The 15,748-nt window shown below is 43.6% G+C and carries 14 protein-coding genes, 1 tRNA gene and 2 pseudogenes; 2 read left to right on the forward strand and 15 right to left on the reverse strand.

The genetic code is table 11. The features are described 5' to 3' along the window. Positions 1–47: 47 nt before the first annotated feature. From adhE to ACERC5_RS07120, 4 genes are all read right to left on the reverse strand, one after another. Positions 48–2,696: a bifunctional acetaldehyde-CoA/alcohol dehydrogenase gene (gene adhE, locus ACERC5_RS07105; protein WP_373657949.1), complete on the reverse strand. Its 2,649-nt coding sequence runs from the start codon at positions 2,694–2,696 to the stop codon at positions 48–50. A 999-nt stretch (positions 2,697–3,695) separates the two neighbouring features. After that, entirely contained in the window at positions 3,696–3,974 is a 279-nt protein-coding gene (locus tag ACERC5_RS07110; RefSeq protein WP_373657948.1) for a hypothetical protein, read from the reverse strand. Continuing rightward, entirely contained in the window at positions 3,943–4,212 is a 270-nt protein-coding gene (locus tag ACERC5_RS07115) for a hypothetical protein (RefSeq protein WP_373660499.1), read from the reverse strand. The genes ACERC5_RS07110 and ACERC5_RS07115 overlap by 32 nt, the downstream gene beginning before the upstream one ends. Positions 4,213–4,519: 307 nt before the next feature. Further along, entirely contained in the window at positions 4,520–5,215 is a 696-nt protein-coding gene (locus tag ACERC5_RS07120) for an SH3 domain-containing protein (RefSeq protein ID WP_373660500.1), read from the reverse strand. A gap of 158 nt (positions 5,216–5,373) precedes the next feature. Between ACERC5_RS07120 and ACERC5_RS07125 the strand changes: the two are divergent. After that, positions 5,374–5,522: pseudogene (locus tag ACERC5_RS07125) on the forward strand (ISL3 family transposase); the annotation flags it as partial. A 55-nt stretch (positions 5,523–5,577) separates the two neighbouring features. Here the strand turns inward: ACERC5_RS07125 and ACERC5_RS07130 are convergent. The 9 genes from ACERC5_RS07130 to rsgA all read right to left on the reverse strand — a co-directional run bounded on the left by ACERC5_RS07130 (position 5,578) and on the right by rsgA (position 13,655). Beyond that, positions 5,578–7,395 (reverse strand): acyltransferase family protein, encoded by a 1,818-nt coding sequence (locus tag ACERC5_RS07130; RefSeq protein ID WP_373657945.1) that lies wholly within the window; start codon positions 7,393–7,395, stop codon positions 5,578–5,580. Continuing rightward, complete coding sequence (locus ACERC5_RS07135; RefSeq protein ID WP_373660501.1) at positions 7,392–7,808, reverse strand: hypothetical protein; 417 nt, start codon at positions 7,806–7,808, stop codon at positions 7,392–7,394. Before ACERC5_RS07135 ends, ACERC5_RS07130 begins: the two co-directional genes overlap by 4 nt. Then, positions 7,781–8,215 carry a low molecular weight protein-tyrosine-phosphatase gene (locus ACERC5_RS07140; protein WP_373657943.1) on the reverse strand — a complete coding sequence of 145 codons (435 nt, stop codon included), beginning with the start codon at positions 8,213–8,215 and terminating at the stop codon, positions 7,781–7,783. Before ACERC5_RS07140 ends, ACERC5_RS07135 begins: the two co-directional genes overlap by 28 nt. A 96-nt stretch (positions 8,216–8,311) precedes the next feature. After that, the gene (purR, locus tag ACERC5_RS07145; RefSeq protein WP_373660502.1) at positions 8,312–9,130 is read right to left on the reverse strand and encodes a pur operon repressor; all 819 of its coding nucleotides are present in this window, start codon (positions 9,128–9,130) and stop codon (positions 8,312–8,314) included. Positions 9,131–9,228: 98 nt separating this feature from the next. Further along, positions 9,229–10,167 (reverse strand): 3'-5' exoribonuclease YhaM family protein, encoded by a 939-nt coding sequence (locus ACERC5_RS07150; protein ID WP_373657941.1) that lies wholly within the window; start codon positions 10,165–10,167, stop codon positions 9,229–9,231. Beyond that, complete coding sequence (locus tag ACERC5_RS07155) at positions 10,157–11,431, reverse strand: DNA recombination protein RmuC (RefSeq protein WP_373657940.1); 1,275 nt, start codon at positions 11,429–11,431, stop codon at positions 10,157–10,159. The genes ACERC5_RS07150 and ACERC5_RS07155 overlap by 11 nt, the downstream gene beginning before the upstream one ends. Next, complete coding sequence (locus ACERC5_RS07160) at positions 11,431–12,066, reverse strand: thiamine diphosphokinase (RefSeq protein ID WP_373657938.1); 636 nt, start codon at positions 12,064–12,066, stop codon at positions 11,431–11,433. The genes ACERC5_RS07155 and ACERC5_RS07160 overlap by 1 nt, the downstream gene beginning before the upstream one ends. Then, positions 12,059–12,718, reverse strand: coding sequence for a ribulose-phosphate 3-epimerase (rpe, locus tag ACERC5_RS07165; protein WP_373657936.1), 660 nt, complete (start codon positions 12,716–12,718; stop codon positions 12,059–12,061). Before rpe ends, ACERC5_RS07160 begins: the two co-directional genes overlap by 8 nt. A gap of 64 nt (positions 12,719–12,782) precedes the next feature. Beyond that, the gene (gene rsgA / locus ACERC5_RS07170) at positions 12,783–13,655 is read right to left on the reverse strand and encodes a ribosome small subunit-dependent GTPase A (protein WP_373657935.1); all 873 of its coding nucleotides are present in this window, start codon (positions 13,653–13,655) and stop codon (positions 12,783–12,785) included. Between the two features lie 481 nt (positions 13,656–14,136). Between rsgA and ACERC5_RS07175 the strand changes: the two genes are divergently transcribed. Continuing rightward, positions 14,137–14,218 (forward strand) — tRNA-Leu (locus tag ACERC5_RS07175). A 487-nt stretch (positions 14,219–14,705) separates the two neighbouring features. On the opposite strand, the pseudogene ACERC5_RS07180 reads toward ACERC5_RS07175, so the two are convergent. Both ACERC5_RS07180 and ACERC5_RS07185 read right to left on the reverse strand, forming a co-directional pair. After that, a pseudogene (locus ACERC5_RS07180) lies at positions 14,706–15,506 on the reverse strand (site-specific integrase); the annotation flags it as partial. A 45-nt stretch (positions 15,507–15,551) separates the two neighbouring features. Next, the coding region (locus ACERC5_RS07185) for an IS3 family transposase (RefSeq protein WP_373660503.1) at positions 15,552–15,748 on the reverse strand (197 nt) is incomplete at its 5' end.

Below are 15,748 nucleotides of genomic sequence, written 5' to 3' on the forward strand. Positions count from 1 at the left end.
CAAGAAAAAAGCAATCAGTTTACCTGATCGCTTTTCCTTTTATTTTTTTACTTCCGACGTCCTGGGCGTTCTGCGTAGCCGTAGTAGGCGTCTTCGATGATTTCTTGCATGTGGTCAACCATTGGCAAGCGTGGGTTAGCTGGTGAACATTGGTCTTCGTAAGCCAGAAGAGCCAATTCACGAGAGTATTTCTTGAGTTCTTTCTCGTCGACACCTTGGTCACGTAGGTTCATCTTGATACCGACACGCACACCGAGGTCATACACAGCTTTAGCGTAAGCCTCAACCGCTTCTTCCGGTGTAGCGCATGGCAAACCAAGCATACGAGCGATTTCTTGGAATTTCACATCCGCTTTCCAGTAGTTGTACTTCGGCCATGTTGTCGTCTTAGATGGGCGAGTACCATTGTAGCGGATAACGTATGGCAAGAGGATGGCGTTTGTCCGACCGTGTACGGTGTGGAAGCGTCCGCCAATCTTGTGCGCCATAGAGTGGCTCATGCCAAGGAAGGCGTTAGCAAAGGCCATACCAGCCATGGTGGAAGCATTGTGCATTTTCTCGCGCGCTTCGCTGTCAAAATCATTGACTGATTTTTCAAGGTATTCAAAGACTAACTTGATGGCTTGAAGAGCGAGACCGTCTGTGTAGTCGTTGGCAAAGTTTGAGGTATAAGCTTCTGTCGCGTGGGTCAAGACGTCCATACCGGTATCTGCTGCGATAAAACCTGGTACAGTCTCTACAAGAGCTGGATCCACAATGGCAATAGTTGGTGTCAATGAGTAGTCCGCCAATGGGTACTTGCGGTTATTGGCTTTGTCAGACACAACCGCAAATGGCGTTACTTCTGAACCAGTACCAGATGTAGTTGGGATACCGATGTACTTAGCTTTTGCACCCAATGATGGGAAGCGGAAGGCACGTTTACGGATGTCCATGAATTTTTGAACCAGATCACGGAAGTCCACTTCTGGTTGCTCGTAGAAGAGCCACATGATTTTCGCAGCGTCCATTGGAGAACCACCACCTAAAGCGATAATGGTATCTGGCTCAAAGGCACGCATCACTTCGGCACCACGACGAACAGTGGTGATGTCTGGATCTGGCTCAACATCTGAGAAGACTTGAACCGTCACTTTGTTAGAACGCAGGTTGAGCTGGTCAATCACACGTTGCACAAACCCTAGTTTTTCGATGGACTTGTCTGTCACAATCATGACACGCTCAAGACCTTCTGCAGTTTGCAGGTATTGAATAGAATTGCGCTCGAAGTAAATCTTAGAAGGTACTTTGAACCATTGCATGTTGTTTCTCCGTTTTCCGACTTTCTTGATGTTGAGGAGGTTGACAGCACTCACGTTGTCACCAACTGAGTTGCGACCGTAAGAACCACAACCAAGGGTCAATGATGGAATAAAGGCGTTGTAAACGTCCCCGATACCACCGAAAGTAGATGGAGAGTTCCAGATAACACGCATGGCACGCACACGGGTACCAAATTCTTTGGCAAGAGCTTCGTCCTTAGTATGGATCGCCGCAGAGTGACCAAGACCGTGGAATTCAACCATTTGACGGGCTTTTTCAAGACCATCTTCGGTGTCTTCTGCTTTCAAAACAGCGATAACTGGAGAGAGTTTTTCACGAGTAAGTGGCTCGTTTTCACCAACTTCAGCACATTCTGCCGCTAAGATGTTGGTACCTTCTGGTACTTTGAAACCTGCTTGCTCTGCAATCCATTCTGCTGGTTTACCAACGATGTTGGCATTGAGTTTTGCACCTGCACAGTTTTTGCTGTTGGCTTTCACGCCGAAGCAGAACTCTTCAAGGAGGGCTTTTTCTTTCTTGTTAACAAAGTAGGTGTGGTAAGATTTGAATTCGTCTACAAAGTCATCGTAGATCTCTTTGTCGATAATAACAGCTTGCTCAGACGCACAAACCATACCGTTGTCAAAGGACTTAGACATCACGATGTCATGTACAGCTTGTTTGATGTCAGCTGATTTTTCCACATAAGCTGGGACATTACCTGCACCAACACCGAGCGCTGGTTTACCACATGAGTAAGCGGCACGCACCATGGCGTTACCACCGGTCGCAAGGATGGTTGCGATACCGTCGTGGTTCATCAGAGCTGCTGTTGCTTCCATAGAAGGTTCAGTAATCCATTGAATACAGTTTTCAGGAGCACCTGCTGCAATCGCTGCGTCACGCACGATTTGCGCCGCATGAGCTGATGATTCTTGAGCTGATGGGTGGAAACCAAAGACGATTGGGTTACGGGTTTTCAGGGCAATCAGAGATTTGAAGATAGTGGTTGAGGTCGGGTTGGTTGTTGGGGTAACACCGCAGACTACACCAACTGGCTCAGCAATTTGTGTGATACCTGTGATTGGATCATCTGAGATAACTCCAACAGTTTTCACACCACGCATGTTGTTGACCACGTGCTCACAGGCAAAGAGGTTTTTGGTGGCCTTATCTTCAAAAACACCACGTCCTGTTTCTTCGTAAGCATGTTGTGCCAAGATACCGTGCGCATCAAGGGCAGCAACAGATGCTTTTGCCACAATGTAGTCAACCTGTTCTTGGTTCAGTTGACGGAAAGCATCAAGCGCAACAAAACCTTTTTGCACCAACTCATCCACGTGAACTTGAGCTTTAAGTGCTTTGTCTTCTGGTTTAACTGATTTTTCAGCCATGGGTTTTCCTCCTCTGTTTAACAAGATTTTTTCTTGTTAATTTTTTCACATTTGTTTTACATGTTCATTATACAACTTTTCCATTCATTTGTAAACCCTTTTTGTGATTTTTTTAACAAAAGTCAACGAGTTTTTTATTTTGAACAAGAAAACGCTTACTGATATAGTTTACACCTTTCCTTTAAAAAAATCAAGTTTTTATATCAAGTCAATAAATTATCTAAATCATTACTACCCAGTTTTTGAACGTTCTCAAGCAATTCCTGCCTAGCAAACTTTTATTCTCCGAAGCACAGAAAAAACGATAAGGACTTCCCTGTTGCTGGACAGGTTTAATACCTTATCGTTACTTTTAATGTTTAAAGCTCGTAAGACCAAGGCTATAGTGGGTGAATCCATCTTAGGAATTATGGACTACACACCTAAAATTAGGTCAAAAAAATAACTTTGGTGTACTTTTATGGTTTCTAGCCATAAACATAAAATAAGAGAGGATAAAATTTATCCTCTCTCAGGCTTAGGTGTAATCAGTCTAATACGGTTAATAAAGAGCTTAATTTCCTAGTAACCATCATTCAAATCAGTTGACATTATCACTAAAATTTTATGTCATCTACTTCTTGACCAGGTCATCAAGGAGTGGTAGAACTACTATTTTCAAATTTTTTATCACAATTTCTTTATTTTGTCTGCTAAGACTATAAATCTAATCGTTTTTTGATTCCCTCTAGAATATTATGCTTATTTATGCCTTACGGTGTAGAATAAAAATTTAAAAGATAGATTAGTTACTTAGTTTACTTTATTGAAGTTTCGCTGTTGTGATAACTCGAAGCGATTGTAGCCTTCTAAAAATTCCCGTCATTACTCTTTTTTATGACAAATTTTCTGTTTGGAAAATTAGTTATGAACTGAGAAGTAAAAATCAAAAGCAGGATGAAGAGAACAGCGACCAAGTTTCATCTGGGTTAAGACTGTGATAAATCGCAATAAAATGAACTATAGATTTTGATGGAATTGATCTAAGGATTTAACCAATGGATTCAAAAGTCCTAAATTACCATAACTATTAGACATGATGGAGACAATGTAATCACCTTTTGTTGTATAGATGATGCCCGCATCATTAGCTGCTTGATAGTCCAAGTCTCCAATCCATCCCGCCTTGCTCTGGGTTTTGTAAGTTTGTCCTAAAACAGACTTAATCGGTGATAGATTTGGTGTCTCAAACATGGCGCCAATCTGTTTACCATGAGCCCCCCTCTTGGATGTACTCATAGTTGCTTTCCCAAAGAGCATGGAGTTCTTTTGGAGTCAAATCTGGACATCGGCGACTAATGCGATCACGACTAATACCTGATTGATCAGCCCAGTGATGTATAACCGCTTGAGCATAGCCCCTATTGCTCGATTGCTTAGCAACAGCCTCCATAACTGTACGGTGCTCTGCAATCTTCTCAGGATATTGCTCTGCTAAGCTGACTAGAAATGGTGCTTTAATGGTACTAGCACTCATAGAAGCGTTTATTGGCATTATACTCAATTCCTTTATTTGTACGAACATCAGAAAGTTTGAAACCAACTTGATACCCCTTATCTTCGATATGTTTAATTGCTGAAACGAGAGGCGATAACATATGCTCGTTTGCTACATAGTCACCAATTACATTAAATAATTTACCTGCAAATTGTTGGTTTTTTTCCTTATAACTCCCGCTAGCTGATGATAATTTAATCTTACCGAGGTCTGTCCCAATAGTTACTTTGTCTTCATAGGTCGTATAGACATGGACGTGGTAGTCATCTGAGGTATTGGAATGATTTTATTTGTTAACCTTAACACTTGCCTGGTTATTAAATACCTTAGGTTCATACCATTTCAAATCATCTTGTCCTTTATTTTCCGACCACACCGCAGCGCGCACATGGGCAATCTGTTTGGTGTCAGGTGTGCCTGTGCCCTTGATGGTAAAGTTGGTTTTATACTCGTCGTAGCCGACCACTTCGACCTTGGCAGGTGCCTTCTCGGCAACGGGTTTGACTGTTTCAGTAGGTGTTGAGGAAGTTGATGGTCCTAAATCTTTTACAGGGACATAACTACGACTGCCAGGGTAACTGACGTAACTGATCCACAGATGATTGTCGTTCTCGCCAGTTTTGTCATAGTTGGCTTTTTCACCTGCAGTGTAGTAGTCTCGGTCTGGTGCTGACATCTTAGGCTCGCTCTTGACCCCAACTCGCTCAGTAAAGGTATAAGTCCCACTAGCTGGTACACTTTCCTCTGACACTTGGGAAGCAGGAGTAGTTGAGCTGGTCTCAACAGCAGCACGAACTGCAATAGCAGGACTAGCTTCGGCCGTAAGTGTCGTCTCACTAACAGTACTTGATTCAGCAGGTGTTATAGTTGTTGCCTGAGAGGGTTCGGTGGTTGGGGGTACGGGTGGTTGCTCTACAGATGTTTCATTAGCAGCTACTTTACCAGAAGCCAATAGCATTCCCAGAAAAACAGGAATTGTCAAGTAGAACTTCTTGCGTTAATTTTTCATGATCATCCTCCTGGACTTATTATAGCANTTGCGTTAATTTTTCATGATCATCCTCCTGGACTTATTATAGCATACAACCATTAATCATGATACTTGCTTTATAATTTTTTATTCGTGAATTAACTTATTAAAACACCAAACTTGAAACTACAAACAATTTTATCCACATCATTAAGAATGAAAACATTCGGCTTCCGAAAATGAAAACTTCAAAACTCGCATTTTCATTGCTTTAAACATAAAACGAGAGAAGAACACAATTGTCCTCTCTCGGTTCTAGGAGTGATTAACCCACTACAGTTAATCAGTAGCCGGTTTTATTTGAAAGGCCGGAATCAATTTTTGACCGGTTTTGTTTTAGCTTCCTCAATTGCTTTTTGAATCGTTTGAGCGTAAAGCGTCGCACCTTTTACAATGCCGTCCCCATCACCTCCGAAGTGGATATTATCACTACCCACCCAAATATCTGGATTTGACAAAGCGGTCTGGTGCCAGTCAGCCAAGGTAATAAAATCATATGTCTTGGCTAGGGTTAGTTCATAATCACGAGTTTTTTGCGCAACAGGATTATCATATGTCGCTGAGTTACCGTCATAAGGCGTTATTAAGATTAAGTGGTAGCCTTTTGGTAATTGTTCTACCAGTCGGTCAAGCTCCTCCTGATAATTATAGATAGTATTAACACCCGTTCCAATGACAAGATACTTTGTTAAACTTCCGTTAGCAATATGGTTAGCAACAATCTCATTGGCTTGTGCGAGGTTGCGGCTCCCTTGCGCATCGACAAGAGCTTCAGGAAGTGCTTCTGTGATTGATTTGCTCGCCCGCAAGGTAACTGAGTCCCCAATGATAGTCACACCTTCTGTGATATCATATTTAGATGCTTTTTCTTGTCCAGCAAGAGTGCGTGTCTGTTGCAGTTGCGTCGCTGCCTGATGCAGGTTATCGACCATCATCTGCCGCTCAAAGTCACCAGTAGCAGGGGCAAAGCTGATAATGAGCAAGGCAACTGCTGTAAATACCGCAAGACCTCCTTGCAACCAGCGACGATAAGGGGCGATATCAATGACTTGACCCCAGATTTTTGCTTGTCCCCCTGCTAACCAAGGCTCAAGAAGGTAAAATGAAGCACTGGCAAAAATCAGTGATAAAGCAGTCGTGAGTAAAACAGCTAACAGGTTTGGCATTACTTCTTTAAAGATATTGTACAGTGGCCAATGAAAAAGATAAACACCATAGCTGATGTTAGCTAAAAAACTGAGCACCGGAGGCTCATTGACTCCGTCTGGTGTTCGGTCACTCCAAATGCGACAAACCACAATCAAGACAAGGGTTGCCAAACTAGACAAGAGAAAACCAAATAAATAAGAAAAAATATGATTAAAGTCCAAAAATAGACCCAATAGAAGAAGAACGAGACCAGCTCCCGTTGCCAGCAAGGCTAACTCTTGTTTTTTAAGCCGTTGGCTCAGGCGTCTGTAAAAAGATGTCGTCTCGAGCAATCCTACCAGCGTTGCCAAATAAGCCCCTAAAAAGAAGGGAAAAACATGAGTCAAACTAGAAAAGTAAATGGTCGAATAGTTGCTCACAAAGAAGCTACTGATAAACATGCTTGAAAATGTCACCAGCGATAAACAAGCAGACAAGAGAAATAAGTTCCCCCTCAGTCGGTTGATACGTGTTTCTCGTCGTGATAAGAACCAAACCAATAATCCCCAGAACAGGTAGAATTGGACCTCAATCGCCAAACTCCAGGTATGGACAAACAAATGCGGAATAAATTGCGCTTCGTAATTGCCACCTGTTAGGATTTCATAAAAATTGGTTACAAATCCTAGGGCTGCCGCCACCTGACGCCCGATACTGGCGACAAAGTCTAGTCTAACCAGTAGCGTAAAAGGCAAGGTGACTAAAACAGATAAGACCAACGGGGGCAAAATTCTGTAGAGCCGTCGTCTGGCAAAACTTGCTAAGTCAATCTGACCGGTTTGACTAAACTCATCGATAAAAACAGCTGTGACCAGATAGCCAGAAAAGGTGAAAAAGAGGTCAACCCCAATAAATCCACCTGAAAATTGCTTTTGAAAGAAGTGATAAGCCAAGACCAAAAGGAGACCGACCACTCGTATGATTGAAAACCATTTTATCTTCATTTTTGATAAATCCCTTGTTTAAATGTGCCGTCATAAACAGCTTTATCCTCAGTGTTTAAGACTCCTTTACCATCTGCCTGACCGTTTTTGAACTCCCCTTTGTAAGTCCAACCCAAATGAGAAACAAAGGTGCCTTCGCCGTGAAAGACGCCTTTTTTAAACTGCCCTTTATAAGAATCACCATTGTCATAAGTCAGCTCGCCATAGCCATTTAAGCGATGGTTTTGGACATCACCAACGTAAATTAAGCGCCCATCATCAAGAGCGAGCTCTATTTTTCGGCTAACCGTTGCCATCAGAAGGGTTAGGCTCATCAAGAAGACAAATAGAAAGGCTAATTTTTCTAACAAAGGACGGTCAAACGATTGGTTTTTAGCTATTCGGTTTAGTTGTTCTTTAATCTGTCCAACCATGATTGGCACCCCCTTGTTACTAAGTGATAAGTCTCTTCAAAATCGCCTGTGTACCAAGGGTCAGGAACTCCGCCATCGCAGAAGAGAAAGATTTTGTCATCGTAGCGACCTGCCGAAAGCTTTTTCAAATCAATGACATTTTGGTCGTCCATCCCAATCACCACATCATAGTCTTCCAAGTCTGCAAGACTAATCTGCTGCGATGTTTTGTGAGTGTCATAAGACACGCCGTAACGATTAAGCGTGTCTTGGGTGCCCCGATGAATTGGGTTACCATGCTCCCAGCTTGATGTGGCACGACTGACAACCGTCAGATGATGGTCATGGTCTTGCGCCAGCTGTTTCATCACAAACTCCGCCATCGGACTACGACAGATATTGCCAAGACAAACAAACGCCACTTTCATTTACTACTACCTCCGTAACATGCGAGATCAACCCCGACTAATGTAGGGAAACAAGAAACACCCTTATCAGTTGAATACTCATAAGGGATGATAACCTTATTGGTCAAAGATATTGCCAAGTTCCACCTTGACGGTATGTGATTTGACATCAATGCTAGGCACACTAAGCAAAGATTTATAAGCGAAGTGCTCACGGTGCTCTTGGGTATTGTCTGCAAAAACAGCCACTCCAACCAAGGTTGAGTCAAACTCTTCCAATAAGCTGGCCATACCTGAGATTGTCCCGCCGCCTTTTAAGAAATCATCAACAATCAAGACACGGCTACCTGGCGCTAGGCTACGTTTGGACAAGAACATTTTTTCGATACGGTCTCCACTTGAACCACTAACGTAGTTAACACTGACCGTTGACCCTTCTGTGATTTTGAGGTCACGGCGAACGATAACAAAAGGCACATTAAGGACATTGGCCACAGCATTAGCTAAAGGCACCCCTTTGGTCGCAACTGTCATGACCGCATCAATCTTTTCTCCTTTGAAGCTATGAGCAATGATACGCCCGATGTTTCTCAGGAGTTTTGGTGTGCTCAATAAATCAGATAGGTAGATGTAGCCTCCAGGAAGAATCCGATTGCTTTCTGACAAGCGCTCGCACAGCTCTAAAGCTGTTTGACGGGCTTCTTCTTCTGAAATCATCGGTGTAAAAATGACACCCCCAGCCGCACCAGTAACGGTCTCCACCTCACCAATGCCACTGCTTTCAAAAGCTCTTTTAATGATGGAAATATCCTCAGAGATTGATGATTTTGCTGCTTCATATTTTTCAGCAAAAACATTCAAACCGGTTAATTTATAGGGGTTGTTAATCAAATAGTTGGAGATGACAACCATACGTTCACTGCGTTTTATTTTCATGTTATTAGCCACCTTTTCATGTTCTCCCCATTATATCATAATTCAAAAGAAAAGACGAACATTTTTGCTCAAATTGCCCGTCTCTCTTGGTATTCGTCTTAAAATCGTGGTTTGTAAAAGGAACGATTATCCATGGCAAAGATTTTTGCTGTCATTTCACCTGGTTCAATGCGATTGAGTGCTGTTGTCATCATCATCATCTCCGCATCGATATTATCAATCATATGGAGGATTTCTGCCTCCATAATCTTTGGACGAACAGGACTGCCATACTCCAACTGCCCATGGTGACTGAGCAGAACATGGCGGAGCACCGTCACATCTTCTTTAGTATCATCGATGTTTAGTTCAGTGATAATCTTGGTAATTTCTTCATTGACCAGGGCAATATGCCCAATCAAATTCCCCCTGATGGTATACTCCGTATTGTCAGGACCAGTTAACTCGATAACCTTAGCCAGATCATGGAGCATTACCCCAGCATAGAGCAAGCTCTTGTTGAGTGCAGGGTAAATATCCCCAATCGCCTCTGCCAAGCGAACCATGGTCGCTGTATGATAGGCCAAACCTGCCTCAAAGGCATGGTGATTGGTCTTTGCAGCAGGGTAGGTAAAAAATTCTTTGTTGTACTTACGGTATAGGGCGCGAACGATGCGTTGCCAAGTCGCATTTTCAATTTTAAAGAGCATCTGCTCCAGATAATCACGAACATCCGCAGAGTCAACTGGTGATTTCTCCTTAAAATCAGCAGGGTCATTCGGCTCGCCATCTTTTGGCAACCGCATGACGAGCTGATTGACCTGAGGCATCCCATTGTAAACTTCTCTGCGTCCTTTGACTTTTACCACACGTCCTGTGGTAAAGGTGTCGATATTGTAGGGTTGGGCATCCCAGAGGTTACCTGAAATTTCTCCAGTATCATCTTGGAAGGTCAAGGCAATATAATCTTTGCCTGCCCGCGTCTTTCTGACGTCAGCCGATTTGATGAGATAGAAACCAGTAAAAATCTCATCCTTTTTCATTTGATTAATCTTCATTATCTTCCTCATCTTCTAAAAGGGGCAAATCAAGTAGCGACTGGGTCTGACTGTCTTGATAGGCCTCAATGGTGGTCAAGGCACGCACGATAGCATTAGTTCTGGTCGTTAAAACGCTGTCCAAGGTACGACTGGCGGTATTGAGCTGTTTTTGCGCCTTAGTTAAAAGCCCAGAAAACTTCCCAAATTCCGTCTTAACATTGCCCAAGACCTTACTGATGTCATCCGCGTTTTTTTGGATATTGAGGGTCTTAAAACCAACTGATAGAGCGTTCAGTAGAGCCGATAAGGTCGATGGCCCAGCCACCAAAATCTGCTCCTCCCGTCGCAAGCGGTCAAAGAAATCAGCCTGCCTAACCACCTCGGCATAGAGACCTTCCGTCGGTAAAAAGAGAATCCCAAACTGGGTCGTTTCAGGCGGGTTCAGGTATTTTTTTTGAATGTCCTTGGCGAAGCGTTTGACGCTGGTCATCAGGGCTTTGCGGTGCTGATCAATGCCGTCACGGTCAGCCAGTTCATATGCCTCTTCCAGACGGTAATAGTCTTCTAGCGGAAACTTGGCATCGATGGGCAGATAGACTGGGGTGTCTGATGCTTGGCCAGGGAGTTTAATCGCATATTCGACTCGCTCACTAGAACCTGATACCGTCGCAAACTCACGTTCGTATTGGCTAGGGGTCAGCATATCCTCAATAATCTGAGCCAGTTGAATTTCTCCAAGAATCCCCCGTGTCTTGCTACCTGATAACACTTTGCTCAGGCTACCAACATCACGCGCTACTGTCTTCATTTCCCCCAGACCTTGATTGACACTCTCCAGCTGCTTGGATACCGTCTCAAAGGAGGTCTGCAAGCGCTGATTGAGGGTTTGATCGAGTTTTTCAGATACCGTTTGGCGCATATCTTCCAAGCGATGCTCATTAGAGGTCTGCAAATCTTTAATCGCAAGTGTCAGCTGGGTCTGCAACTGCTCCAAGCGGTGATCCGTCTGATTGCGACTGGCTGTTAAATTATCGTATAAAGCTTCTCGTAGGTCACTAGATTGCTGATAAAGCCCATCTTGCAGGCGGAGCAACTGCTCCTGTTGGGCAAGGAGCTGATTTTTTCCTGCCATGTCAATTAAATAAGTCAGTTGGTCTGAGAGGTTATCAGCTTGGTTCTCTAAAGTTTTGATGAGTTGATCTTGCTGTTGCCGTTGCTTCCAGAGAACGATGATCAGCACCAACAACACCAAAACCACCATGACAAGGGTCAACAGAGCCATCACGCCCTCCTATCTCGGGACTGAATCACCACTGCATACCCTTCATCTAGGCTAAAGCAAACGGGCTGTCCCAAAAATTCATTGCTACTATAGATTTTTTTTTGGAAAAATGTGCTGCGCGTCATCTCGTATTTAGCTCCTTGAATGGTGAATTGTCCCTCGCCTGATGCCATAAAAGCAAGATAGGTCATCCCTTCTGCCTGTGTGACCTCATGGCTGCCAACCGGGAAAAACTGGACACGGTTCAGGTCATCGACCAAAACCAGTTGCTGCATGTAGGGCGCAAGTTCTGGGTCGCTGGGCAAGAAGAGATTGGACAATTCATGGTCCAGTCGCCCACCAAAGGCACCAAAAATTGTCACTTCAGCTGTCGGGTATTGGGCAAAAATTAGTTTGAGGGCGAGTTCAGCATCCGTGTCGTTTTTTTCAGCCGGCGCTTGATGAAGTATCAGAGCATGATGTTTGATGGTCGCAAGCTCTTCTGCTGTCACCGAATCAAAATCCCCCACTGCCATATCCAGCGCCAGCCCATGTTCCAAAAGAAAGAGACAGGCTCGGTCAACACCAACATAAGCATCGAAGGTACGTGGCACAAGAGTCGGCTGACCACCCAAGCAGAGGGCAATCCTAGGCATCTAGCACCTCACGCAGGCGAGCAACACCAGCTGTCAGGTCTTGCTTGAACAGGTAGGAACCAGCGACAAAGACGTTGGCGCCTGCTTCTTTTGCTAGGACAATGGTCTGGTCATCAATGCCACCGTCCACCTCGATATCAAAGCTCAAGCCAAGGCGAGCACGCTCTTTTGCGATTCGAACGACCTTGGACATGGTTTCTGGAATAAAGGCTTGACCACCAAACCCTGGGTTAACCGTCATGATGAGCACCTGATCGACCAACTCTAGCACAGGAAAGAGGGCTTCAACTGGCGTGCCAGGGTTAATGACCACACCAGCCTTCATACCCGCTGCCTTGATTTTTTGCAGTGCACCATGAATGTGGGTAGTGCTCTCAGTGTGGATGGTCATAATATCTGTCCCTGCTTGGGCGCAGGCCTCCACATAACGCTCTGGATTAACCACCATGAGATGGACATCAAAGACCAGCTTGCTGTGTTTGCGCATACTGGCAACAACATCTGTCCCAAAACTAATATTAGGCACAAACTGACCGTCCATGAGGTCGATGTGGACATAGTCTGCACCGCTTTTCTCAATGCGCTGCAATTCACTGGCAAAATTGGCGTAGTCAGCAGCTAGGATGGATGGGGCGATTTTGTAAGAAGACATGGGTTACCTCTTTCTACATAGATATGGGAACGACGGCTTTAAAAAGGAGACAAGGATATGTCATTTATTTTTTCTTAGCAACTTTTTTGTAAGTTCCACGGCGGTTGTCAATTTCGCTGAGCAGTTGCAAATAGTTATCATACCTAACCTGCCAGATGTCACCAGCTGCTACTGCCGGTTTCACGGCACAGGCTGGCTCATGGGTATGGGTACAGGTGCGAAACTTGCAAGACTGGCTGACCTTTGAGATGTCTGGAAAGGCCTGGTTGAGGTCTTCGCTAGTGGTCACTTGATAGTCGAGGGAGGAAAAACCTGGGGTATCCGCAATCTTGCCACCGAAGACATCATAAAAACTGACCGCTCGCGTGGTATGGCGTCCTCGACCTAGACTATCTGAAATCTCGCCTGTTTCGAGCTTTAAATCTGGGGCAATTTTATTGAGTAGAGTAGACTTGCCCACTCCAGTTTGTCCCATAAAGATCGTCACCTGATTAGTCAGAAGAGGCGCTAGCTCCTCGACACTATAGCAGACCTCATAACCTATCTTCTCATACTGCCTGCGAATCTCGTCCAGCTCTGCCATTTCCCCAACTAAATCCAGCTTGGTAATGTAAATGATGGGGTGAATCTGCTTGTGCTCCAAAAGCACCAAAAAGCGATCCAGCAGGTTGGGATTGAAGTCAGGCTCACGCGCCGACATGATAACGACCGCCTGATCAATGTTGACGATAGGTGGACGCACCAAAGCGTTATGGCGTTCCTCGATGGCTAGGATATAACCCTCTGACTGCTCCTCAGCAGAAAAGTCAACCCAATCGCCTACATAAGGCGTCTGTCCTGTCTTTCTAAAATTGCCACGCGCTCTGGTTTGATAAACCTGTCCGTCTGCCTCAACATAGTAAAAACCTGCCAAGGCCTTAATAATTCTTCCTCGCAAATGAACTCCTCTGTTTTTGTTTTTATTATACCATACTTTATCAAATGTCTCTAGTATAGGTACTGGGGCTGAGACAAAAGTCTCCAACTTCAACGTTGATAAGGTATTACTTGCAATACGCAGTGATCGGAAGCAACTTTTACTGGCTTTGCCAGTTTTAGAGCTGCCCTTGCACAGTTCATTAGGTATTTCAGCACCAATGAACCACTGCTGAATGCTTCAAGGTGCTTGAGCCTTGACGGTGGGGAATCGTGAGTTGCAAAGCAACTCTCCTCCCTAATACGCTGATGCTATCAGCTATAACAGCCCTACTCAACTTTGCGAGGGGTGAGCAACAACATCGACCCCCTTGGGTTATCGATTTTTGGCCCACTCCCTCGTTCACTCTGGAAAACTGCTACTGAATGACTAGGAAGGTTAAAAAAGTTCTGCCTAAGGCTTGATTTTTTTCATAAAATCAGCTAAGATAGTTATATCACCTGCGGAGGTGGTGGAACGGCAGACACGCATGCTTCAGGCGCATGTGCCCGTAGGGTGTGAGGGTTCAAATCCCTTCCTCCGCATTTCTTTAGACAATTACTGAGTTGAAGACAGAAACGTTTCAAGTACTGTTCTTCAACTTTTTTCTTTTCCTTGAACTTTTTAGAAAAGAATTTTCTGTAAATGCTCTGCGGCATTATTTGAAAATACCTACCTGATTTGCCCCTGCTCAGCTTCAACTAAAAAGCTACTTTTCCTTAGTTTTCTAGCAGATATCAACATGAGCGAGCGAAAATCTGTTATAATGCTACTGATAGGCTTACTAGAATGGAATAAAATCCATTTCCTTCTATCTTTTCATCACCCTAAGGTGTGACACTATTACCCTACTAGACTAAATGTTGCAAAAAGACACCCTCACAAAAAATTGTGGGGTGACTTTCCATTTTTTAATCGCCTTAACTCATTGAAAAGGCTATAATACTAGGCTTTCAGCCTTAAACAATCTGATATCGATTATTTAAGAGTAACAATAACACACGTTACTCTGTTGGTGATATAATAGGCTTTTTAGCCTTTACTCAGAGTTTGGCAGGAATTTTGGCATAAAATGGAATCTAGTCCTGCACTAATTACATTTTGAGTGATTTCTTCTGATACTGTTTTATCTAATGCATTAAACCAGTGACTATATGTATTCAAAGTTGTAGATTTATCAGCATGTCCCATTCGTCTTGCTACATATAAAATATCTTTCTGCAAAACATTTATGAGATAAGAAGCATGGCTATGTCTCAAACCTTTTCCTGTTATCACCGGTACTCCAACTTCTTGAGCTTTTCTCTTGATAATTCGACAGATTGTTAATTTACAAAACGGTTCACCAAATTGTGAAATGATGTAATCTGTATCTTGATTGGAAACTTGATTTTTTCGCCAGTTTTCCAATACTGATATTGTCACATCATCTAATTCAATAAGGCGTTCTCCAGCTGGTGTTTTGGTTTGGTCTTTGCGGTACCAATTTCCATTTTCATCCTTTTCCAAGGTTGTATGAACCTTCAAGAATTTATGCTCAAAATCGACATCTTCCCACCATAACGATAAACCTTCACTCACACGAACACCTGTCATATAATATAACCAAATAGTTGTGAATCTTTGTAACTCTTCGTAATCTTGTAAATCAAATGATTTAATAAAGTTCTGAAACTCAATATAAGTCCAAAATGGTGTATCAGGGTGCTTGCCTCTAGGATTATCTAACGCCTTGCATGGCATTGATGAAATATATCCTAATCTCTCAGCATAACCCATGCATGCCTTAAATCGTGACCATAAATTCTTCGCATAGTTTTCAGAGTAATGTTCTGAAAAGTCACCCCTTTTCTGTACAATTTTTATAAAGTGTTTTTGTTAAGCGATAACTCGCTTAACCATAGGTGTTTGGTAATCGAGACTGCCGTGAATGCGATGATGGTTCCACCGGTGGACATAGTCCTTGGTTTTAAGGGTTAGTTCTTCTAGTGACTGGCAGGTCTCCTGGTTGATAAACTCCAGTTTGAAAGAGCGGTAGGTGCTCTCATCGACGGCATTATCATAGGGACAGCCCG

Origin of the sequence: Streptococcus sp. E24BD (genome assembly GCF_041807825.1) — a bacterium.
GTDB classification, from domain to species: Bacteria; Bacillota; Bacilli; order Lactobacillales; family Streptococcaceae; genus Streptococcus; species Streptococcus entericus.

Excerpts from the sequence above, each read along its gene's own strand:
- ACERC5_RS07160 (WP_373657938.1), bottom strand. The coding sequence starts at position 12,066 with ATGCCTAGGATTGCCCTCTGCTTGGGTGGTCAGCCGACTCTTGTGCCA.
- ACERC5_RS07130 (WP_373657945.1), bottom strand. The coding sequence starts at position 7,395 with ATGAAGATAAAATGGTTTTCAATCATACGAGTGGTCGGTCTCCTTTTG.
- ACERC5_RS07115 (WP_373660499.1), bottom strand. The coding sequence starts at position 4,212 with ATGAGTGCTAGTACCATTAAAGCACCATTTCTAGTCAGCTTAGCAGAG.
- ACERC5_RS07155 (WP_373657940.1), bottom strand. The coding sequence starts at position 11,431 with ATGGCTCTGTTGACCCTTGTCATGGTGGTTTTGGTGTTGTTGGTGCTG.
- purR (WP_373660502.1), bottom strand. The coding sequence starts at position 9,130 with ATGAAAATAAAACGCAGTGAACGTATGGTTGTCATCTCCAACTATTTG.
- ACERC5_RS07140 (WP_373657943.1), bottom strand. The coding sequence starts at position 8,215 with ATGAAAGTGGCGTTTGTTTGTCTTGGCAATATCTGTCGTAGTCCGATG.
- adhE (WP_373657949.1), bottom strand. The coding sequence starts at position 2,696 with ATGGCTGAAAAATCAGTTAAACCAGAAGACAAAGCACTTAAAGCTCAA.
- rpe (WP_373657936.1), bottom strand. The coding sequence starts at position 12,718 with ATGTCTTCTTACAAAATCGCCCCATCCATCCTAGCTGCTGACTACGCC.
- ACERC5_RS07110 (WP_373657948.1), bottom strand. The coding sequence starts at position 3,974 with ATGAGTACATCCAAGAGGGGGGCTCATGGTAAACAGATTGGCGCCATG.
- ACERC5_RS07135 (WP_373660501.1), bottom strand. The coding sequence starts at position 7,808 with ATGGTTGGACAGATTAAAGAACAACTAAACCGAATAGCTAAAAACCAA.
- ACERC5_RS07150 (WP_373657941.1), bottom strand. The coding sequence starts at position 10,167 with ATGAAGATTAATCAAATGAAAAAGGATGAGATTTTTACTGGTTTCTAT.